The sequence below is a fragment of the Bradyrhizobium sp. WSM1253 genome (assembly GCF_000244935.1).
In the GTDB taxonomy this organism is placed as follows: Bacteria; Pseudomonadota; Alphaproteobacteria; order Rhizobiales; family Xanthobacteraceae; genus Bradyrhizobium; species Bradyrhizobium canariense.
The window spans coordinates 1,563,768-1,583,134 of the sequence record NZ_JH600073.1 but is presented as its reverse complement, the minus strand read 5'-3'; the positions used below and the strand labels follow the sequence as shown (position 1 = coordinate 1,583,134).

General features: G+C 63.5%; 20 protein-coding genes. 4 read left to right on the top strand and 16 right to left on the bottom strand.

Going from position 1 to position 19,367, the window contains the following annotated elements; translation table 11 throughout:
• Positions 1-49: 49 nt before the first annotated feature.
• From BRA1253DRAFT_RS09285 to BRA1253DRAFT_RS44385, 12 genes are all read right to left on the bottom strand, one after another.
• Positions 50-1,021, bottom strand: a complete 972-nt coding sequence (locus BRA1253DRAFT_RS09285; RefSeq protein WP_007593352.1) for a zinc-binding dehydrogenase — start codon at positions 1,019-1,021, stop codon at positions 50-52.
• 25 nt (positions 1,022-1,046) lie between these two features.
• The gene (locus BRA1253DRAFT_RS09280) at positions 1,047-2,042 is read right to left on the bottom strand and encodes a nitronate monooxygenase family protein (protein ID WP_007593350.1); all 996 of its coding nucleotides are present in this window, start codon (positions 2,040-2,042) and stop codon (positions 1,047-1,049) included.
• Positions 2,043-3,087: 1,045 nt separating this feature from the next.
• Positions 3,088-3,738 (bottom strand): hypothetical protein, encoded by a 651-nt coding sequence (locus BRA1253DRAFT_RS09275; RefSeq protein WP_007593348.1) that lies wholly within the window; start codon positions 3,736-3,738, stop codon positions 3,088-3,090.
• 70 nt (positions 3,739-3,808) lie between these two features.
• Positions 3,809-4,009, bottom strand: coding sequence for a hypothetical protein (locus BRA1253DRAFT_RS09270; RefSeq protein ID WP_007593347.1), 201 nt, complete (start codon positions 4,007-4,009; stop codon positions 3,809-3,811).
• A gap of 172 nt (positions 4,010-4,181) precedes the next feature.
• Entirely contained in the window at positions 4,182-4,940 is a 759-nt protein-coding gene (locus BRA1253DRAFT_RS09265; RefSeq protein WP_007593346.1) for a hypothetical protein, read from the bottom strand.
• Positions 4,941-4,959: 19 nt separating this feature from the next.
• A complete protein-coding gene (locus BRA1253DRAFT_RS09260) occupies positions 4,960-6,366 on the bottom strand; it encodes a hypothetical protein (protein ID WP_007593345.1) in 1,407 nt (468 codons plus the stop codon).
• Positions 6,367-6,668: 302 nt separating this feature from the next.
• Complete coding sequence (locus BRA1253DRAFT_RS09255) at positions 6,669-7,454, bottom strand: fumarylacetoacetate hydrolase family protein (RefSeq protein ID WP_007593344.1); 786 nt, start codon at positions 7,452-7,454, stop codon at positions 6,669-6,671.
• Entirely contained in the window at positions 7,454-8,473 is a 1,020-nt protein-coding gene (locus BRA1253DRAFT_RS09250; RefSeq protein ID WP_007593343.1) for a 2-dehydropantoate 2-reductase, read from the bottom strand. The genes BRA1253DRAFT_RS09255 and BRA1253DRAFT_RS09250 overlap by 1 nt, the downstream gene beginning before the upstream one ends.
• A gap of 104 nt (positions 8,474-8,577) precedes the next feature.
• Positions 8,578-9,003 (bottom strand): CBS domain-containing protein, encoded by a 426-nt coding sequence (locus tag BRA1253DRAFT_RS09245; protein WP_007593342.1) that lies wholly within the window; start codon positions 9,001-9,003, stop codon positions 8,578-8,580.
• 176 nt (positions 9,004-9,179) lie between these two features.
• Positions 9,180-10,502: an oxalate/formate MFS antiporter gene (gene oxlT / locus BRA1253DRAFT_RS09240; RefSeq protein ID WP_007593337.1), complete on the bottom strand. Its 1,323-nt coding sequence runs from the start codon at positions 10,500-10,502 to the stop codon at positions 9,180-9,182.
• Between the two features lie 256 nt (positions 10,503-10,758).
• The gene (gene oxlT / locus BRA1253DRAFT_RS09235; protein ID WP_007593335.1) at positions 10,759-12,045 is read right to left on the bottom strand and encodes an oxalate/formate MFS antiporter; all 1,287 of its coding nucleotides are present in this window, start codon (positions 12,043-12,045) and stop codon (positions 10,759-10,761) included.
• A gap of 247 nt (positions 12,046-12,292) precedes the next feature.
• The gene (locus BRA1253DRAFT_RS44385; protein ID WP_007593333.1) at positions 12,293-12,430 is read right to left on the bottom strand and encodes a hypothetical protein; all 138 of its coding nucleotides are present in this window, start codon (positions 12,428-12,430) and stop codon (positions 12,293-12,295) included.
• A 280-nt stretch (positions 12,431-12,710) separates the two neighbouring features.
• Here BRA1253DRAFT_RS44385 and BRA1253DRAFT_RS09230 point away from each other — a divergent pair, with 280 nt between their 5' ends.
• Positions 12,711-14,081 carry an Hsp70 family protein gene (locus BRA1253DRAFT_RS09230; RefSeq protein ID WP_007593331.1) on the top strand — a complete coding sequence of 457 codons (1,371 nt, stop codon included), beginning with the start codon at positions 12,711-12,713 and terminating at the stop codon, positions 14,079-14,081.
• A gap of 187 nt (positions 14,082-14,268) precedes the next feature.
• On the opposite strand, the gene BRA1253DRAFT_RS09225 is transcribed toward BRA1253DRAFT_RS09230, so the two are convergent.
• From BRA1253DRAFT_RS09225 to pcaB, 3 genes are all read right to left on the bottom strand, one after another.
• Positions 14,269-14,712 carry an SRPBCC family protein gene (locus BRA1253DRAFT_RS09225; RefSeq protein WP_007593330.1) on the bottom strand — a complete coding sequence of 148 codons (444 nt, stop codon included), beginning with the start codon at positions 14,710-14,712 and terminating at the stop codon, positions 14,269-14,271.
• A gap of 262 nt (positions 14,713-14,974) precedes the next feature.
• Complete coding sequence (locus BRA1253DRAFT_RS09220; protein ID WP_007593328.1) at positions 14,975-15,964, bottom strand: tripartite tricarboxylate transporter substrate binding protein; 990 nt, start codon at positions 15,962-15,964, stop codon at positions 14,975-14,977.
• Positions 15,965-15,970: 6 nt separating this feature from the next.
• Positions 15,971-17,374, bottom strand: a complete 1,404-nt coding sequence (gene pcaB, locus BRA1253DRAFT_RS09215; protein WP_007593326.1) for a 3-carboxy-cis,cis-muconate cycloisomerase — start codon at positions 17,372-17,374, stop codon at positions 15,971-15,973.
• 674 nt (positions 17,375-18,048) lie between these two features.
• Here pcaB and BRA1253DRAFT_RS09210 point away from each other — a divergent pair.
• From BRA1253DRAFT_RS09210 to BRA1253DRAFT_RS09200, 3 genes are all read left to right on the top strand, one after another.
• Entirely contained in the window at positions 18,049-18,258 is a 210-nt protein-coding gene (locus BRA1253DRAFT_RS09210) for a cold-shock protein (RefSeq protein ID WP_007593324.1), read from the top strand.
• Positions 18,259-18,356: 98 nt separating this feature from the next.
• The gene (locus BRA1253DRAFT_RS09205) at positions 18,357-18,599 is read left to right on the top strand and encodes a hypothetical protein (protein ID WP_007593322.1); all 243 of its coding nucleotides are present in this window, start codon (positions 18,357-18,359) and stop codon (positions 18,597-18,599) included.
• Positions 18,600-18,653: 54 nt separating this feature from the next.
• Positions 18,654-18,878: a hypothetical protein gene (locus BRA1253DRAFT_RS09200; protein ID WP_007593316.1), complete on the top strand. Its 225-nt coding sequence runs from the start codon at positions 18,654-18,656 to the stop codon at positions 18,876-18,878.
• Between the two features lie 65 nt (positions 18,879-18,943).
• On the opposite strand, the gene BRA1253DRAFT_RS09195 is transcribed toward BRA1253DRAFT_RS09200, so the two are convergent.
• The gene (locus BRA1253DRAFT_RS09195; protein ID WP_007593314.1) at positions 18,944-19,126 is read right to left on the bottom strand and encodes a hypothetical protein; all 183 of its coding nucleotides are present in this window, start codon (positions 19,124-19,126) and stop codon (positions 18,944-18,946) included.
• Between the last annotated feature and the right edge of the window lie 241 nt (positions 19,127-19,367).

Here is a 19,367-nt window from a genome sequence, read left to right as displayed (position 1 = left end):
GCTTCGCTTTGCCCACCCTACGAGACCGAGGTCTTTGGCCCCTCGAACGTTAAGGCAGCGTCACGACGATCTTGCCGAGATGCTTGTTGGCCTCCATGTGCTCGAACGCCTTGTCGATGTCGTCGAAAGCGAACACCTTGTCGATCGGCAGCTGCAGTTTTCGTGACTCGACCGCGCCCCAGATGTCCTTCTTGACCTCGTCGAAGATCTCACGGATCTCCGCGATGGTGCGGGTGCGGAAGGTGACGCCGACATAGTCGATGCGGCGCGCCGCGTGCAGGTCGAAGTTAAAATCGGCATGGGTGCCGCCGAGCCGGCCGACATTGACAATGCGGCCTTTTACCTTCGTCGCGGCGAGGTTCTGGCTCGCGACCTTGCCCGAGACCTGGTCCACGATGAGGTCGACACCTTCGCCGTTCGTCGCCTTCAGCACCTCGTCGACCCATGTGGGGTCGGAGGAATCGACCGCGAGGTCGGCGCCATACTCCTTCAGTCGGCCGCGGCGAGCCGCATCGGTCGAGGAGCCGATCACCAGCCTGGCGCCCTTGAGTTTCGCGATCTGCATCGCCATCAGGCCGACGCCGGAGCTTGCGCCCTGGATCAGGACGGCTTGCCCGGGCTGCACGCCGCCGATGGTGACGACGGCGTTGTGCATGGTCGCGAGTGCGACGGGCAGGGTGGCGGCTTCCTCGAAGTTCATGTTCGAGGGCGCGCGGAACAGCCGGCCGTGATCGGCCAGCGTGTATTCGGCAAACGCCGCGCCGCCCGAACCCATGATGCGGTCGCCGACCTTGACGCCTTTGGCATCCGGTCCGAGCGCGGCGACCTCGCCGGCCCATTCCATGCCGAGCACGGTCCCAGCACCGCCGGCCGCGCCATGGGCGTGGCCCTTGCGCATGCCGGTGTCGGCGCGATTGAGGCCACAGGCGCGGACGCGGACCAGCACCTGCGTGCCTTCAGGCCTTGGTTGAGCGACGTCGGAAATTGTAGCGCCACCAGGGCCGTAGACATAAGCCTTCATGTGTTGCTCTCGCTTCTTGCAGTGATTACTCCGCAGCCTGCGCTGTCGGATGAACGATCATGCCTTCGAGCCGGCTGCGGATGATGGCCTCCGCTTCGCGCACGATGCGGGAGATCAGTTCGGCGCAGGTTGGGATGTCCTGGATCAGGCCCTGGACCTGGCCCGCCGACCAGATGCCTTCATCCGAGTTGCCGGTCGCGTAGACCATCTTGCCGCGGGCGCCGGCGACGAGCTCGCGGATGTCCTCGAACTTGGCGCCTTCCTTCTCCATCGCGACGACCTTGGTCGAGATCTCGTTCCTGGCGACGCGGGAAGTGTTGCGCATGGTGCGGAAGATCAGCTCGGTCTCGCGCTCGTCATTGGCGACGATCTTCTCCTTGATGAGCTGATGAATGGGGCTCTCTTTCGTCGCCATGAAGCGGGTGCCCATGTTGATGCCTTCGGCGCCGAGCGCCAGTGCGGCGACGAGGCCGCGGGCGTCGGCAAAGCCGCCGGAGGCGATCATCGGGATCTTGATCTTGTTGGCGGCGGCCGGGATCAGGATCAGGCCGGGGGTGTCGTCCTCGCCGGGATGGCCCGCGCATTCGAACCCGTCGATCGAGATGGCGTCGACGCCCATGCGCTCGGCCGAGAGCCCGTGACGGACGCTGGTGCATTTGTGCACGACCTTGACGCCGTGCTTCCTGAACTCGTCGACATGCTCCTGCGGCTTGTTGCCGGCGGTCTCGACCACCTTGATGCCGCTCTCGATGATGGCGGCGCGATATTCGGCATAAGGCGGCGGCTTGATCGCGGGCAGGATGGTGAGGTTGACGCCAAACGGCTTGTCGGTGAGATCGCGACAGCGGGCGATCTCCTTCCTGAGGTCCTCCGGCGTCGGCTGGGTCAGCGCCGTGATGAAGCCGAGCGCGCCGGCATTGGCGACGGCGGCGACCAGCTCGGCACGCCCGACCCATTGCATGCCGCCCTGGACAATCGGGTGCTCGACACCGACGAGTTTGGTGAACCGTGTCTGCAGCATGATCTGTTTCCTCCGCCTGTGTGGCGCTCTGTTATCGTTTGATGGCGGCAGGATGCCGCCCAGGTCGGGAAAAGTCTATTGGAAGGGCGTGCGGTGGAGGCGGGGCGATCATGCGGGGAGTGCGGGGATTCCGCAGGGCGGATAATTGAGGTGGTAGCACCGGGCGCACGAGGGTTTTTGTGCGCCGCTGCTTCAACACCGACGGAGGATGAGGAGCTTTCGGAGACCATCAACTTGCATTTTCTCGCAAGGCACGCCTTCGCCCTCTCGCGGCGTATTCCGCCCGAGCTTTGCTTGGTCGCATCACCCTTGCGGTAACAAGGGCGCAGGGAAGGCCGGGCGCCGGCTGGCACCCGCAAGTCCGTGCGCCAAAGGAATGCACACGGGGTGGACCACAGGTCAGCCAATCGCCCGGCCTTCCCTGCGCGGTGGTTTACGGCTTACTTCGTGCTCTCCCCGGGGAGCGATGCACTATTGCCCCCGTCGCCCCGCAGATGGCTGACGCGTCCGCCCAGTCGGGCAGCACGCATCACTACAGGACTTGACGCACAGACCCCGGGCGTCAGGACCACACGACTTCGCCGTCCGCGCACGTCCTCGCTGGGCCTTCGAGAGCTGGCGTGTGCTCGCACCCGAAGCCATGCGAAGACGCTGTCGGCGCCGTGTCGCAGGCGCGAAAGCCTGTGCTCACGGTTTCCCGCCCTGCAAGGCTCCCCGCGCTCGACGCCGTCGCGTCCATCGCTGCCTAACCCGCGGTTCGTGACGATCGCGATCCGCCCCTTGTCCCGGGTCAGGGTGTGTCGTAGATACGACAAATCCGAATTTCGGTAAAGTGGAATATTTTGGACGATGGGGATTGACAGGCGGGGTGGGAAATTTGTGCGGGTGTTTTGCCCGACGGGCACTCCGCCAATCCATCGTGCCCCAATTGCTTCGGCATCGTCATTACGAGCGCAGCGAAGAAATCCAGACTCTACCCGTGGAGGGACTCTGGATTGCTTCGCTGCGCTCGCAATGACGGCGTCGCGTGGTGCGCCCTGGGGGGCTACTCCGTCGACAGCCGCACCATCTGGCGGTCGCCGTTCATTTCCTTGAGGCTGTTGACGAAGTTTTCCGGGCGCTGCCAGCGGTAGGGGACCTTCAATCCCATGTACTCGGCGATGTCGCCGATGAAGCCGGTACAATTGGTGGTCTCGGCGTTCCAGACCGGCGAGCTCGCCTGCAGTTTCTTGATATAGGCAAACACGCGCTTGGCGTCGGCTTCGTTCAGATAGACGCGGTAGTTCGCGGTCAGATAGTCCGGGTCGAGATCGCCGTAACTCGCGCCGGTCTCCGCCGGCACCCAGGTGAGGTGACCGAGCACATAGGCCCAGGTGTCGCCGGCCGGCGTGAGCCCTGCCACCTCGACGGCGCGCTCGCTGGTCTTGCCGTACCAGACGAAGGCGTGGCCCCAGCTCGCTGCCGTGCGGGCGCGGAAATCGACGTAGTACGGACCTTTCTCCGCGCGCGCGACCGCGCGCCGCGCCGTTTGCGGCGCCGGCCGTGATGCGGTGTCGGTGGTGGCAAGCGCGTTTGCGTCAGCAACGCGCTTGTTCGCTTCGTGGGCGGAGGCCGAGGGTGTCGTGCACGCGAGCAGGGCCGCGAGCGCGAATCCCGCAAGGATGCAGGGTCCCGATCGATCAGGTTTGTTCGTCACGCTATGCCCCTCGACTGTCGGCCACTCACGCAGAGTCTAGCTTTGCTTCTGCGCGTATTTCGCTAACGCGTCAGTAGCGCGCCGCGACGGCGCCGGGCGCCTTGCCGATCGGGGCCTTTCCAACCGGGCTCTTGCCAATCGGCATCTTGCCGATCGGCGCCTGCTCGGAATAGACGGGAACGGGCTGGCGGCGCGGCAGATCCGCAGCATTCGCAACCGTCACCAGAGCAAGCGTAGCACCCACGACAAATACAATCTTCTTCACAGTCATACCCCTAGAAGGTTTGGTCCAAACACGGCACCGCCGTGCCCCCAGACACGCCTCACAGAAGGGCGGCCGAATGCGACCACAGTGCGGCATCCGCGCGACATGTTGGCGGCATCTGCCGGGCGCGCCGAAATGTGATGTGTCTGAATGTTTCGCCCTCGCGCAACTCGTTCGCTCAGTGATCGGCGCTGAGGCGGAAATGCATCTCGATCTTCGCCGGTGAGGGGTCGCCCGCCACGCGCCAGGGTGAAAAGCCAGGGGTGGGATCAGGATCGGAGGGGAGATCGATCGGCCAGCTCTGCGTCGGCGAACCCGGAAGCGTCAGGCTAACGGCGCGATGACGCGTTTTGTACGACAACGACGTGGAGGCAATGATCGCTTTGCGCTCGCCTTCATGCGCGCGCCAGTTCGGAGGCAAATCGGCATTGGCATACCTGGTCGCTTCCTCGACCTCGATGTGCACATCCTCCGCCTTGTCCGGCAGCGTCATGCCAGCGGGAAGGCGAAACTCGATGTGGAGCGTCATGTAGCCGTGACTGAGATAGGGCGAGCGGATGAGTTCGTACCAGCCCCAATAGCCAAGGATTGCCGCGATGAGTAGAACAGTGAGAGCAAAGGGTGCGGAGAGCCGCGTGGTGCGGTGAGGCGTGGTGTCGGAGGTTTCCGCGGGCGGCTGTGGCGTTGCATTCCGGACCAGGCCGAAGCGCACGAACAGCCAGATGCCGGCGATCAGGCCAACCACACCGCCGATCGGACCGATGTCGAAGAAGGCGCCCATGGCGATGCCGCCATCGCGGTCTGGCCCGGCCAGCGCGATCACCAGTGCGGCAAGGGCGAACCAGCCGGCGAGCGCGCCGAGGAGGGCGGAGAGGAGGCCGAGGATCAAGCGCATGTCCGGATTGGTCGCGCGGATGGGGATCGCGGTTCGAACCATCCCGAAGGATCGGGTGCCTTCACCCGATCCGGTTGAGGCTGTTCCGGATCGTCGAGAAGATGCCGCCGATGTCTTTTCGCAAGCCGTCGAGCGCGTTGAAATTGTCGAAGATGCGGGCGATGCGGTCTTCGACCTCGCGCTTGCTCTTGGTCAGCGCGTCGACGCGCGAGGCGAGGGTGACGTCGCCGCTCGCCTCAATCTCGCCGACGGTTTTGGCGAGGAGATCGCGCGTGGTACCGACGTCCGCGATCATGGCTTCGATTCCGAATACGGGCGCCTTCAGCGGGACGAGGTCAGCCTGCGACTTCGACAGCTCCGCCTTGAAGGCGTTCAGCGTCGCCAGCGTTTCCTGTAACGCGCCGAGGCGCTGGCGCGACTGGAGCACAAAATCGTTCAGCGCATTCTGGCGGTCGACAAGCGTCTTGCCGTCGGCGTCGGTCTCGACACCGGCGAGCGAGCGCTCGAGCTGGGCCTGGCGCTGGCCGAGCTCTTCGAAATCGAGCCCGATGCCTTTTAGGATGTGGAAGCTGTCGTCGATGCGGGCCAGGCGCTGCTCGATCTCGATCTTGTTCTTCGACAGCGTCTCGACGCGGGCGCCGAGAGGGGCTTCGCCGCCGGTTTCGAGCTCGTCGACGCTCTTGGCGAGGCGCTCATGACCGAGGCTCAGCTCGCCGATCAAGGCATTGAGGCCGGCGTCCGACGCGCGCAACGGCACCAGCTCGGCGTGGGACTTCGCCAGATCTTCCTTGTACTGGTTCAGGGTCGCAAAGGTGTTCTGGACGGTGCCGACCCGGGACAGCAGCGTCGATACGTCGCGCGCGATGTCCTTCAGCCGGTCGGCGAGGTTGTTCTTGCGGTCGTCGGTCTCAAGGTTGTGCAGCGAGCGTTCGAGCTGGTTCTGGCGGTCGCGGATCTCGGTGAAAACCGGCTCGACGGCGCGGCGCTGCTCGGCGACCTTGCCGACCATGTCGCGCAGTTCCTGCTGGCGCCGGCGGATTTCGGCGAGCTGGTCGTGCATGTCGGTGGATTCGTTGCGGCCCCGCTGCAGCAGGGCCCGCTGCTCGGTCTCGCCCAGCTTGTCGTGCAGGGCGGAGACGGCCTCCCGCGGATCGCTCTCGATCAGGTGCCGGACGGTGGCGTCGAGGTGGTTTTGCAGGGCGTGGGCGACGACGACATCCTCGCGGGTCTTCTTGAGGCGGTCGCGCAATGTGTCGAGGCGCCGGTCCTGGCGCGAGAGCCGCCAAGCGGAGGCGCCGATCAATGCGAGCGCCAAGGCCAGGATCGCGCCGGTCGCAATGCGTTGCGGGACAGGCAGGCCTCCGAACCAGGCAGGCAGGTGGCCGATATCGTAACCGAGCGCCTGCTGGGCGAAGATCGCAATGGCAGTGAGCAGAACAAACCAGGCAACCAGGAAAAACAGCCACATCGTGACTTCCTCACGCCGGCACACATTATCGCCATAATTGCTATTGGAGAGCGGAACCGAGATCAAGGGCGGCGGAGGCTTGCCGGACAGGTCCAGTCGCACGATCCACGGCTGAATGCGTCAGCCGATCGGTGGAGCGCGGGTGTGGAAGTTGCCGGGTTTTCCTCCGCGGGGGCGCTGGCTCCCTCCGCCGTCATTCCGGGACCCGCGCAGCGCGAGCCCGGAATCCGTTGAACTGCAGTCTCTACCGCCCAATGGATTCCGGGCTCGGCGCTGCCCGCGCCCCGGAATGACAGAGTGCCCTACAGCCGAAACTCGTTGGTCAGCTCGCCGATGCCCTCGATCGCGACGGTTACCGTGTTCACCGGCTCTTTCATCACGCCGACGCCGACCGAGGTGCCGACGGCAATGAGGTCCCCGGGGAGCAGGGTCATGTCATGGGAGATCCTGCTGACCAGCTCCTGCGCGGTGAAGATCATGTCCGATATCGGATAGTTCTGCCGCTCCGCGCCGTTGAGGATGGTGCGCACCACCAGCTTTGCCGGATCGAGACCGGTGGCGATGACGGGGCCGAACGGGCCGTAATCGTCGATGCCCTTGGCCCGTGCCCATTGCGGGAAAGTGGGATCGCTGGTCAGGATGTCGTTGGCGGTGATGTCGTTGACGCAGGTGTAGCCGAAGATGAAGCCGTCCGCTTCCGCCGGCGACACCCGCGCGCAGGTCCTGCCGATGACGATGCCGAGCTCGCCTTCATACGTGGTCTTGCCGTCGTAATAAGAGGGACGGCGGATCACCGCGCCGGGTGTCGTGATGCTGGTGGTGGCCTTCAGGAGGTAGAGCGGCTCCGGCGGCTCGGGCTGGTTGAGCTTGGCCGCGAGCGCGTGAAAATTGTTCCAGAGCGCGACGATCTTGCTGGGCACGCAGGGCGCGAGCAGTTCGACCTCCGACAGCGCCAGCGTTTTGCCGGTGGCTGCATGGCGGCCGAACATCTCGCCCTCATGCACGCTGATGCCTGACGAATTCAGCGTGCCGAAGCCGGTCGTACCGCTCTTGCGGAAGCGGAGCCAATGTTTGATCTCGCCAGCCATCACGCCACCGCCAGTGCACGCGGATCCGATGGCGTCGAGATGCCGTCGTAGAGACCGGCGATGCGGGCGCGCTGGGTCACCATCGCCAGCACGGAATCGAGCGCGGGGGTGGCGACGCCGGTGAGGCGGCCCATCTCCTGCACGACGGTGACGAGCGGGTCGATCTCCATCGGGCGGCCCCGCTCGAGATCCTGGAGCATCGAGGTCTTGTGCGCGCCGACCTTGCGGGCGCCTTCGATGCGGCGCTCGACGTCGACGCGGAATTTGACGCCGAACGTCTCGGCGATGCCTTGCGTCTCCATCATGATCGCGCGCGACAGCGCGCGAGTGGCCGGATCGGTGCAGATCACGTCGAGTGTTGCATGGGTGAGTGCGCTGATCGGGTTGAAGCAGACATTGCCCCACAACTTGAGCCAGATCTCGTCGCGAATGCGGTCGAGCACCGGCGCTTTCAGCCCGGCTGCGACGAAGAGATCGGCGAGGCGTTGCACGTCCGGGGTGGTCTCGCCGGAGGGCTCCCCCAGCGGAAAGTTGTTGCCGTAGACGTGACGGATCACGCCGGGCGCCTCGATCTCGGTGGCGGGATAGACGATGCAGCCGATGGCGCGCTCGGCGCCGATTTCGCGCCACTGCCGTCCGCCGGGGTCGATGCTCTCCAGCGTCGAATTCTCGTATTGGCCGCCATGCTTGTAGAAGTACCAATAGGGGATGCCGTTGACGGCGGTGACGATGCGGGTGTGGGGGCCGAGCAGCGGCTGCATCGTCTCGATCACGCCGGTGATCGAGTGCGCCTTCAGCGTGATGATGATATAGTCCTGCACGCCGAGCTCGGCCGGATCGTCGGTGCAGCGCGGATGCACGGTGTGCTGCTCCTCGCCCGCGAGCAGCGTCAGGCCGCGCTCGCGCATCGCGGCAAGGTGCGCGCCGCGTGCGACCAGGCTGACGTCGGCGCCCGCGCGCGCGAGCTGAACCCCGAGATATCCGCCGATTGCTCCGGCGCCGTAGATGCAGATCTTCATGGAATCCTCGCGAAGCAGCGGAAGCCGGATTTCGGGACGAAAGATCCGGTCCGGCTCGGAAGGCTCCGAGCCGGGTCCGGTAGTCGCAGGGGAAGTGAGGCGCTTTAAGCTGCTTGCGGCGTGCCGTTGATCGCTTCGTCCATGAAGGACGCGATGTCACGCATGCTGATGACCGAGACGAGGCTGTAATCGTCGATGACGGGCAGGTGCCGGATGTGATTCCGGTTCATGAGATGGCGGACGTGCTCGATCGTGTCGCTCGACGTGCAGGATACGAGCTGCTGCACCGAGACGAGCTGCGAGACCTTGACGTTGACGGCATTGGCGCCGTGCTCGGCGACGGCGCGCACGACGTCGCGCTCGGTGAACATGCCGACCGCGGTATTGCCCTCGGAGCGGACCACGTCCTTCACCACCAGTGCGCTGATATTGTTGGCGCGCATCAGCTTGGCGGCGATACCCACGGTTTCGTTCATTCGCACCGTGACAACGCGCGGTGTCTTCTTGCGCAGAATGTCTCCGACCAGCATTGCAACCTCCTTGGGTGAATGATGAAGCAAGTGTGGTATACATAATGCCAATCGTCAAGCACTCGATTTGGCTCATCCGAAAAATCTTGCGGCAGCAATGCTGACGTTTGCCGTAAGCCAAAAAGAAAGGGGCGCATCGCTGCGCCCCTGTCTCACCCGTGCAAGATGCGTGTTCGTTATGCCGTCTCGGTCTTGGCGTTCCCCGTCGCGGCGTTGGCGCTCTCGGCTTCCTTGCCGAGGATGAAGGAGCGGCGCATCGGCTTGATCACGAATAGCGCCATCAGCGCCGCCGTCGCGTTCAGTGCCACCGCGACCACGAACACGGCCTTCCAGCCATACGTGGCCGAGATCACGCTCGCGAGCGGAACGAGCAGGGACGCCGTCCCCTTCGCCGTGTAGAGCATCCCGTTATTGGTGGTCGCGAACTTCGAGCCGAAGGTGTCGCCGCACGTGGCAGGGAACAACGAGTAGATCTCGCCGAACACGCCGAAATAGACCGCGGTGGCGAGCACGAAGACGACAGGCACGTGGCCATAGGCCGACAGCGTCAGCAGCATCAGCGCGGCGGTGCCGAAGGCGATGAACATGGTGTGCTCGCGGCCGATCGTGTCGGAGACGAAGCCGAAGAAGGGCCGTCCGAAACCGTCGAAGATGCGGTCGAGCGAGATCGCGAACGTCAATGCCGCCATCTGGAAGCCGGCGAGCGTGACCGGCGTGTCGGCGATCTTGAAGTCGTGCGCGATCGGGGCGATCTGCGCCGCGGTCATCAGGCCGCCGGAGGCGACCATGACGAAAACGAGATACATCACCCAGAAAATAGGGGCGCGCAGCACCTGGGGCGGTGTGAAGTCGATCTTGGTCTGCGGCAGATTGAGCTGCTTCTTCTTCGGCGGGATCGAAATCCGCGGCGGCTGGATGAAGAAGGCGAGCACGAAGACGATGACGCCCTGGCCGATGCCGAAGGTGAGGAACGCGTGCTGATAGCCGCTCGTTGCGATCATGGCGGCGATCGGCACGACGGTGAGTGCAGCGCCTGCGCCGAAACCGGCGGCAGTCGCACCGGCGGCAAGGCCCCGGCGATCGGGAAACCATTTCAGCGCGTTGCCGACGCAGGTGCCGTACACCGCGCCCGCGCCCATGCCGCCGATGATCGCGGCCGCGTAGAGCAAGGTGAGGCTATCGGCATAGGAGTTGAGAATCCACGACAGCGCGATCATGACGCCGCCGAACATGATGACGATGCGCGGGCCGTATTTGTCGACGAACCAGGCCTCGATCGGCACCAGCCAGGTTTCGGTGACGACGAAGATGGTGAAAGCGAGCTGGATCGCGGCGCGTCCCCAATGGTGCGCGTGATCGATCGGATCGACGAACAGCGTCCAGCCATATTGCAGGTTGGCGATCATCGCCATGCAGACGATGCCCATGACGAGCTGGAGCCAACGGAAACCTGTGCGAAGAGGCGCGGCTGTGACAGCGCCATCGGTGCTGGAAATCATCAAAAACCTCCCGAGCGCCTGTCTGGTTCGGCACCGGTCACAAGATGACCTGATGTCGCAATATTGTGGCTTATCGTCGCAAGCGCGATCGCGAGCTTGGTATACCATATCCCAGATTGCAAGCCTTATCTTGGCGGGCCGGCGACAAAATGCGAGTTCCGTTTGCAGCACGGCGGGATCGCGCAAGCTTCGCGCAAAACGAAGACGCCCGGCCGCGAGGCCGGGCGTCTTGCGCGAGAAGCGCTTTTGGAGTGCGTCAGACGGTCGATTGCGCGACCACGACCTTGCGCCAGGGCTTGAGCACCGCGATCGCCAGCGCCGAGGCCAGGATGTTGGCGCCGGCCGCGATGATGAACACGTTGTCCCAACTGCCCGACGACTGCTGCATGTAATTGCCGATCGGGACCAGCAGCGCGGCCGTCCCCTTCGCGGTGTAGAGCAGGCCGGCATTGGTGGTCGCGAACTTGGCGCCGAACGTGTCGGTACAGGTCGAGGGGAACAACGAGTAGATCTCACCCCAGGCGAAGAACACGAAGCCCGAGAGCAGCACGAACCAGAGCGGATCGTGGCCCCAGAGGTAGAGCATCCAGATGCCGATACCTTCCATCCCGAAGGCGATGAACATCGTGTTCTCGCGGCCGATCATGTCGGAGATCCAGCCGAAGAACGGACGCGTCAGGCCGTTGAGCACGCGGTCGATCGTGGCCGCGAAGGTCACCGCGGTCATCGTCACCGCCATCAACGTGACCGGCACGTTGTCGATCTTCCAGTCGGCCGCGATCGGCTTCAAATTGGCCGTCACCATCAGGCCGCCGGCGCCGACGATCACGAACATGAAGTACATCAGCCAGAAGATCGGCTGACGCAGCACCTCGGTCGGCTGATAGTTGCGGCGGCTCTGTTGCAGATTGGCGTTCGCCACCACGCTCGGCACCTGGCCTGCCTTCGGCGCCAGCAGGAAGAAGGCGAGGATGCAGATGATGATGCCTTGTCCGAGGCCGAAATAGAGGAATGTGGTCTGGAAGCCGCTGTCCTTGATCATGGCCTGGATCGGCGCGACGGTGAGCGCGGAGCCTGCACCGAAGCCCGCGGCGGTGATGCCCGCGGCAAGACCGCGCTTGTCCGGAAACCACTTCAAGGCGTTGCCGACGCAGGTGCCGTAGACGCCGCCGGCGCCGATGCCTGCGATGATCATGCCGAGATAGTAGCCGTTGAGCGTGGTCGCCTCCGCGTTGATCGCCCAGCCGGCGGCACAAAGCACGCCGCCGACCAGCACCACGATGCGCGGACCGTATTTGTCGACGAACCATCCTTCGATCGGCACGAGCCAGGTCTCGAACAGCACGAACAGCGTAAAGGCCCATTGGATCGACGCGCGATCCCAGCCGAATTTCTTCTGGATGTCGGGGACGAAGAACGTCCAGCCATATTGATAGTTGGCGATCATCACCATCGCCGCGACGCCAACCGCCAACTGCGTCCAGCGATACGTGTCGCTAACGCGCGCGGCTGTCGGGGCGGTTGCTTGCACCATGTCCGTCATAAAGCCTCCCGTGGCGCCTCTCATTTTTCTGCGAGCGCTGGAACGGCATTCTTGTATGCATTATGCCAAGCTTCAAGCGCTGGTCCGGTCACCGTGCGCAAATGCCGCAGCACCTTGCCCGGTGGCGGCTGTGACTCAGGACAGCACAAGTAGAAATGGCCCCGTCATCCGGGGCCATTCATCAAAAGTCGTATGCGAACCGATTTAAAACCGTGCCGCTGCGCGGCGGCGCGGGAGGCTGCCCGGCTTACAGGCCGAAGCGCGGCAGGTCGCCATTGTGATTCGAGATCTCGGCGCTCGCCATCAGGAGGCGGTCGATCGTGGCCATCAAGCGGGCGAACAGCGAGGATGAGGGCGCGAGAGCGACGGAAGCGGTCTTGGACATCGAAAATCCCTTTCTTGAGACGGTCAGTGCTGCTGTCTCATTTCGAAGGGCAATCTATGTATACCAGATGCCAATGTCTATACATGCCATTGCATAGCAGCATTTAGCTCTTCGCATTGCAGCATAATAATCCGTTAAATGGGCCGATTTGAGCGGGGATATGCCCAAACCCCGCCGAAACTGAACCATTTGACCGTCGATGTCCAAAAACGGAGCCTTGGCAGCGGCACACGAAGCCGCTAGTGGTCTGCCCCCTTCCAATCATCTGTCAGAGTGGTTCATGTCGAGCGCCTCGCCCGCCGTCTCGATCGGCATCGATTTTGGGACCAGCAACACGGTCGTGGCCCTTGCGGCGGACGACCGCCGGGTCGAGGCCATCCGCTTCGACCATGGCGGACAGCGCCACAGTGTCTTCGTATCGGCGCTGTGTTTCTGGGAGGACCGGCCGGGAGCCGGCGCCCAGGCCGAAGGCGGCCCGTGGGCGATCGAGCAGTTCCTGGAAGGGCGGCATGTCTACCGCTTCCTCCAGTCGTTCAAGACCTTCGCCGCGAGCTCCAGCTTCAACACCACCCAGGTGTTCCGGCAGCGCTACAAGTTCGAGGACATTTTGGCGGCGTTCCTGCGGACGCTGGCGCGCCATGGCGGCGATAAATTCGGCTTCGAGACGTCCACCATCACGGTCGGTCGCCCCGTCCGCTTCGCCGGCGGCAATCCTGACGAGGCGCTCGCGATGCAGCGCTACCGGGCCGCGTTCGAGCGCCTTGGCGCCGGCCACGCGCGCTATGTCTACGAACCCGTGGGCGCAGCGTTCTCCTTCGCTCGCCGCCTGGAGCGGGATGCGACCGTGCTGGTTGCGGATTTCGGGGGCGGTACCAGCGATTTCTCCGTGATGCGGTTCTCGCGTGCCGGCGGCGCCTTGCGCGCCGAGCCGCTCGGCCATGCCGGCATCGGGATTGCGGGCGACACGTTCGATTACCGCATCGTCGATCACGTCGTCTCGCCGCGGCTGGGCAAGGGCTCGAGCTTCCGCTCGTTCGACAAGGTGCTGCCGATCCCCACCGGCCACTACACCAATCTCGCGCGCTGGCATCAGCTTGCGATGATGAAGAGCAACGGCGACCTGCGCGAACTCCGGGAGCTTGCGCGCACCGCGGTGAAGCCGGCTCTGCTCGAGGATTTCATCACCATCGTCGATCTCGACCTCGGCTTTTCGTTGTACCGCGCGGTATCCGACGCCAAGGTCGCGCTGTCGGCGCAGGATCAGGTGGAGTTCCGCTTCAAAGGCGGCGGGGTCGACATTGGCTCGACCATCACGCGGAAGAATTTCGAAGCCTGGATTGCCGACGATATCGCGAGGCTCGGGGCCACCGTCGACAAGGTGCTTGGCGAAGCCGGCATCACCGCGCGCGAGATCGAAAAGGTGTTTCTGACCGGCGGCACGTCCTTCGTGCCGGCCGTTCGAAAACTGTTCGCCGAGCGGTTCGGCAACGAACGGCTGATGTCGGGCGATCAGTTCGAGTCGATCGCCTACGGCCTTGCTTTGATCGGACACAGCCCGGACCCCGACCGCTGGACCGCAAGCGGCGGGATTGCGCCGAAGGCAGGGGCGAGGCTCGCTGAGATGACACTCGATCGCTGGTTCCCGTCGTGAGCTGGCCATCGCACTTGGCGACCGTTTCGGCGGCCCATCCTTCGAGACGCCCGCCTTTGGCGGGCCCTCAGGATGAGGTCGGAGTATGTGGCCGCAGTCTCGACGAGCGCTGTTGCCGCTAGCCTCATCTTGAGGAGACCGCGGAGCGGTCGTCTCGAAGGACGAGGCGCTCGCTCTACCTCAGACGCTATTGCTTGATCTCAGGCTCGACGAGCTTCGCCAGATTGCGCAGCGATTCCTGCCAGCCGAGATAACAAGCCTCCGGCGGAATGACGTCGGGGATGCCGGCCTGCGTGATATCCAGCTCAGTGCCGACGGATACCTTCTTCAGGATCACGGTGACCTGGATTTCGCCGGGCAGATTGGGGTCGTCGAACCTGTCGGTGTAGCGGAGACGTTCGCCGGGAACGAGCTCGAGATATTCGCCGCCGAAGGCGTGGCTGTTGCCCGTCGTGAAGTTACGGAACGACATCTTGAACGTACCCCCGACCTTCGGCTCGAAATGATGGACCGTGCAGGTGAAGCCGTTCGGCGGAAGCCATTTCGCCAGCGCATCCGCCTCCAGGAAGGCGCGATAGACTTTCTCCGGGCTGGTCGTCAAAACGCGGTGCAGGCGGACAGTGCTGGGCATGATCATCTTCCTCATGAATCGCCGGGCTCGACGTCAGCGTCTATTGCCCATTCATGTCTAGATGACGGATCAGATACCGCCGATCCGACAGGGCGTCTCGATTTTTTTGATGGATGATTGGCAGACTGCCGCCACGTCGTGCGGCGTCATGGTGAATGCGAGATTGTAGCCGGGGATCGTCGGATTGTTCCGCCCGCCTGCGGCTGATGCGCCGACGGCGAAAGCTGGCCGGCGATCACGCGCTCGACTGCATCGGTCGCACTTATTGATCGAGTCGAATCTGCGCGGTTTTGACGATGTCCTGCCAGCGCGCGATCTCTTCGGTCATCCGTCGCTTGAGCGGTTCGGGGCCTCGCTGGTCCGGCGGTGGCAGGATCAAGCCTACCAGTTCGAGCCGTCTCCGCACGCCGTCATCGTCGAGCGCTGCGCAAAGCGCATCCGAGAACCGGTCGCGAATGGCGTCAGGCGCGCCTTTCGGCAGGTAGAACGCGAACCAGCTCGATGCGACAAACTGTGGAAGCCCTGCTTCCCTGGCCGTCGGTGTCTCCGGCAATTGCGGAACCCGCGCTGCGGCCGAAACGGTCAGGAAACGCAGATTGTTGTCACCCAGGAAGGGAAGAACGTCGCCCAACAATCCACAACTGAAGTCGCTGCGGCCGGCGATCAGGTCGGTCATCGCCAGTGCTGATCCCCGATATGGCACCTCGACCGGCTTGAATCCGATCACGGAGGTGAACAGCAGACAGCTGATGTGGCTGATCGAACCGACACCCGCATGGGCCAAGGTGAGGTCCGGGCCGCGCGCCTTGGCGATCGCGATGAACGACGCCATGCTGTCCGCGCCAAGGTCGCGGCGAGCGACGACGAGGATCGGCGTTTCCGCGACCAGGCCAATCGGCGTGAAATCAACCAGCGGGTCGTAACGCAGATTCGGATACAGCGCGACCGATGCCGCATGCGTCCCGACGTGACCGCTGACGAGCGTATAACCGTCGGGCGCGCTTTTTGCGACGCGCGCTGAGCCGGTCGTGCCGCCCGCCCCGGCGATGTTCTCGACAATGATCGGCTGCCCGAGTTTTCGCGACATGTGTTCGGACACGATCCGGCTCATCACGTCATTCGGGCCGCCAGCCGCGAACGGGACGATCAACGTGATCGGCCGTGATGGGAAGGGCGACTCGGCATGTGCCGCATTCAACATTGACAGCATCGCAGCTGCGAGGAGGGCCGTATGCTTGCGTTTCAGAATCATATGGCCTCACTCCGCATCAGGGGCGTCGTCTTGCGCAGCACTGGCCGGTCGATCGGCACAGGCCGCGAGGACACGATCGACCTCACGGGCGGACAGGCCGATGTATCGAGCCGGGTCCGCAGCCGCCTCGATCTCATGCAGGGCGATGTGGGCCGTCACGGCCGGATCGCGCGAAAGGCTCTGGGCCAATGTCAGGCCCGAAGCGATCGCGTGCGTGCATGCCGCGCTCACCATCTCGTGCGCATGATGGCGCCCGACGTGTAGAGCCAGCGCCATCATGACGGCCTCGGCGGCGATGAGACCCTGTGTCCGCCCGAGATTGGCCTGCATCGCATCGGGTCTGACGACCAGTCCGCCGCAGAGGCGAACAGCGTTGTCCAAGGCCCGGGAGACCAGTACGAATGCTTCCGGCAGCAGCGACCATTCGGCCTGCCACGGTCCCGTCGCCCGTTCATGGTCGTGGACCGAAGCGTCGAGCATGGCGCTCGCGAGCCGGCGCAACGACAGTCCGGTGCTGAGAATCTGCTCACAGATGATTGGGTTGCGCTTGTGCGGCATGGTGCTGGAGGCGCCGTGGCCCTGGCCGCCTGGCTCCAGCACTTCGCCGACCTCAGTCTGCGCCATCAACACGACATCGGTCGCGATCTTGCTCAAGGTCGCGGAGATCAGCCCAAGCAGGCAAACCGTCTCGGCCAAACTATCGCGCGCGGCGTGCCATGCCACCAGAGGTTCGCCGAGTTCGAGTTCGCTGGCCAACGCAGCGCGGACGCTGCCGCCATTGTCGCCGAGTGATGCGAAAGTGCCGACCGCACCGCCGAACTGGACCTGGAGGACTCTTGGTTTGAGTTCGGCGAGACGTTGCCTGTGGCGCAGCAGGCCCGACAGCCAGACGGAAACCTTGAATCCGAAGGTGATCGGAATCGCGTGTTGAAGTTTCGTCCTGCCGACCATGGGCGTATCGCGGTGGGTACGCGCCAGATCCGCAAGCGTCGATATCAGGCGCTCCAGATCGCGGTGGATGAGCTCGAGCGCGTCGCGGATCTGCACCACGAGCGCGGTGTCCATGATGTCCTGACTCGTGGCGCCCCAATGGACGAATTCGCCATGGGGGTTGCCGGTGAGTCGGATCAACTGCTCGACCAGATTCACGACCGGCAAACCAGCGCGCAAAGTTCCCGCCGCCAATTCGTCGAGGTCGAGTAGTTCAGCACGTGCAGCGGAGGCGATCGCAGCAGCAGCCTCGGCAGGAATCACACCGAGCTGCGCTTGAACCTTCGCCAGCGCGACCTCGACCAGAAGCATGGACTCAAGCGAATTGCGCTCACCGAAAATTGTGCGCATCGGGGCGGTGCTGAAAATGTCGGCGAGGTGACGACTGCTGAAGACCGTTCCGGGTTCGAAACTCAGCATGGCCGTATCGCGATCATGGATGAGCGAACGCGCGCGCGTTCAAACCAGTCGGCAAGCCTCAACCCGAGCTCATGAATGGCGACCCTTACCTTGCGGGCGTATGGCGACGTCTGAGTAAAAAATAGCCGCATCGGTCGGTATCGGTCCCTCCGTCGTCGCGCTCCATTGCGCGCCGTACGGCTTGGCATCGATCAAGCCTAGGTTACCCCCTCGTTTTGTAAAAATGCATTATTGCGATACATGCGTTCTGAATTGGAGAACGCGTCGAGCGCCCTCAAAATACTCTGAATTCGGATATTGCAAACCGTGATCGGGTTTGGGTTGCAGATCGTCGCCGAGAAAATCAGAGCCGCTACGAAAGCTTCATGGGACGCGATCTGGACTCCGTGCGGCGGAGCCGACGCATGTGGCGCTCGGCAGCCCTCCCAGAGCAGTTGGCGCCGGACGATGAGTGCTCGGCAGCGTGGCGTCATGTCCCTAGCCGGGCTCCCGAGGCGTTAAATTCGGTCAAGCCTTGCAAATGGTGAGGATGAGGTATACGTTGAGGCTGTTCGTTCAGCCGCTGTGCCTTGTTGAATGCGCCCGCGGGCTCCTTTTCCATAGACATCGACGAATAGAATTTGTTCTGCGTGACGATCACGCGGAACCTGCGCGTATGCGCTTTGGAGAAGAAAATGACGACAGGTACTGTGAAGTGGTTTAACGGCCAGAAGGGCTTTGGATTCATTCAGCCGAACGACGGCGGCAACGATGTGTTCGTTCACATCAGCGCGGTCGAGCGGGCTGGTCTTGCAGGTCTCGCTGAAGGCCAAAAGGTCAACTTCGAGCTCAAGACCGACAAGATGCGGGGCAAGGTCAGCGCTGAGAATCTCTCGCTGGCCTAAAGCCTTGGTGCCGTTTCACGGATGTACTGAAACGGCCATGCCACCCGCTCGATCCCAGGATTGAGCGGGTTTTTGTCCGTTGCAGAGCAGGGTGAATAATGAGCGCCAAGAGACCGGCCGAACCGTCACCCGAAAGCATCGCGCGTACTAACCGTCAGCGTTTGGCCGCTGAGGAAGGCGCTCGGGCGATGGTGGATGTTGGAAAGCAAGCCGTCGATGTTCGCAAGAACATGGCGCGGCTTCGAGAGCTGCGCGAAGCCAAGGAAGCGGCAGACGCCGCCCTTCAGGCATCGTTGCCCGCGGCCACCCCGACGAAACGCAAGAAGAAGGTGACGCCATAGCTGCCTTCCATTGCGGCGACGACAATTCGGAGAGGGCCGATCACATGCCAAAGAGTGCGGATCGTGCCTAGAATCAAGTCGGATGGCGGTGGCACCATCACCTTCTTTCTCGCGCTTGGCGCAGGACGACAGATGTGCCGTCTTGCGACGACGTTCCTGACGCAGAAGCAGGCTTTCAGTTATCTTCGCAAGAACCGGACCGAGTTAGAGCGCATGGCGCGGGCGCAGCTCGCTTCCGGGGCAGTTGAAGACGGAATCGTCGTGCTCTCGATGCTGTAGATCAGGCGGATTTCGGCGCCCCCGCTTCAGCGGAATTCGCCGTCGGAGCCTGGTACCGTCCGCGCTTATTCGGAACGGCTTCCCGGCTTCGCTTCGCGGGCCAATCGCTCCGCTTTCAGCCGTTCGCGATTCTCGTTGAAGGAGTTCTGGTCCTTCGCATAATCATTGATCGGCTTCTGCGTTGTCGCAGGCTTGAACGCCTTGTTGGCTTCACGCTTGGCGCGATCAGAGGATTGATCTTTCGACATTTAAGCCCTCAATTTGATCAAAGAGCGTGGTCCTGGCGAGTGCCGGACGCGACGCCACCCGTGCCCGAACTGAAAGGCCGACTTGCCATCCTCGGAAGCGAAGGCGACCAGTTCTTCAGCGTGGGGCAGGGTCTTTGCGAGGCGTGCTGCACTCGCTGTGGAGATGGCATGCTGGCATTTCCGGGCATGCTCTCATTCCCGGGAGCACGCCGGTCGAGGGAGCAACGGCCGGCCGCCGCGT

What these genes read in the sequence shown, in the direction of transcription:
- BRA1253DRAFT_RS09245 (WP_007593342.1), bottom strand. Translation starts at nt 9,003, where the DNA reads ATGCTGGTCGGAGACATTCTGCGCAAGAAGACACCGCGCGTTGTCACG.
- BRA1253DRAFT_RS09285 (WP_007593352.1), bottom strand. Translation starts at nt 1,021, where the DNA reads ATGAAGGCTTATGTCTACGGCCCTGGTGGCGCTACAATTTCCGACGTC.
- BRA1253DRAFT_RS09270 (WP_007593347.1), bottom strand. Translation starts at nt 4,009, where the DNA reads ATGACTGTGAAGAAGATTGTATTTGTCGTGGGTGCTACGCTTGCTCTG.
- BRA1253DRAFT_RS09225 (WP_007593330.1), bottom strand. Translation starts at nt 14,712, where the DNA reads ATGCCCAGCACTGTCCGCCTGCACCGCGTTTTGACGACCAGCCCGGAG.
- BRA1253DRAFT_RS09265 (WP_007593346.1), bottom strand. Translation starts at nt 4,940, where the DNA reads ATGGTTCGAACCGCGATCCCCATCCGCGCGACCAATCCGGACATGCGC.
- BRA1253DRAFT_RS09280 (WP_007593350.1), bottom strand. Translation starts at nt 2,042, where the DNA reads ATGCTGCAGACACGGTTCACCAAACTCGTCGGTGTCGAGCACCCGATT.
- BRA1253DRAFT_RS09260 (WP_007593345.1), bottom strand. Translation starts at nt 6,366, where the DNA reads ATGTGGCTGTTTTTCCTGGTTGCCTGGTTTGTTCTGCTCACTGCCATT.
- BRA1253DRAFT_RS09255 (WP_007593344.1), bottom strand. Translation starts at nt 7,454, where the DNA reads ATGGCTGGCGAGATCAAACATTGGCTCCGCTTCCGCAAGAGCGGTACG.
- BRA1253DRAFT_RS09205 (WP_007593322.1), top strand. Translation starts at nt 18,357, where the DNA reads ATGAGCGCCAAGAGACCGGCCGAACCGTCACCCGAAAGCATCGCGCGT.
- BRA1253DRAFT_RS09230 (WP_007593331.1), top strand. Translation starts at nt 12,711, where the DNA reads ATGTCGAGCGCCTCGCCCGCCGTCTCGATCGGCATCGATTTTGGGACC.
- BRA1253DRAFT_RS09220 (WP_007593328.1), bottom strand. Translation starts at nt 15,964, where the DNA reads ATGATTCTGAAACGCAAGCATACGGCCCTCCTCGCAGCTGCGATGCTG.
- BRA1253DRAFT_RS09195 (WP_007593314.1), bottom strand. Translation starts at nt 19,126, where the DNA reads ATGTCGAAAGATCAATCCTCTGATCGCGCCAAGCGTGAAGCCAACAAG.
- BRA1253DRAFT_RS44385 (WP_007593333.1), bottom strand. Translation starts at nt 12,430, where the DNA reads ATGTCCAAGACCGCTTCCGTCGCTCTCGCGCCCTCATCCTCGCTGTTC.
- BRA1253DRAFT_RS09250 (WP_007593343.1), bottom strand. Translation starts at nt 8,473, where the DNA reads ATGAAGATCTGCATCTACGGCGCCGGAGCAATCGGCGGATATCTCGGG.
- oxlT (WP_007593335.1), bottom strand. Translation starts at nt 12,045, where the DNA reads ATGACGGACATGGTGCAAGCAACCGCCCCGACAGCCGCGCGCGTTAGC.
- BRA1253DRAFT_RS09210 (WP_007593324.1), top strand. Translation starts at nt 18,049, where the DNA reads ATGACGACAGGTACTGTGAAGTGGTTTAACGGCCAGAAGGGCTTTGGA.
- pcaB (WP_007593326.1), bottom strand. Translation starts at nt 17,374, where the DNA reads ATGCTGAGTTTCGAACCCGGAACGGTCTTCAGCAGTCGTCACCTCGCC.
- oxlT (WP_007593337.1), bottom strand. Translation starts at nt 10,502, where the DNA reads ATGATTTCCAGCACCGATGGCGCTGTCACAGCCGCGCCTCTTCGCACA.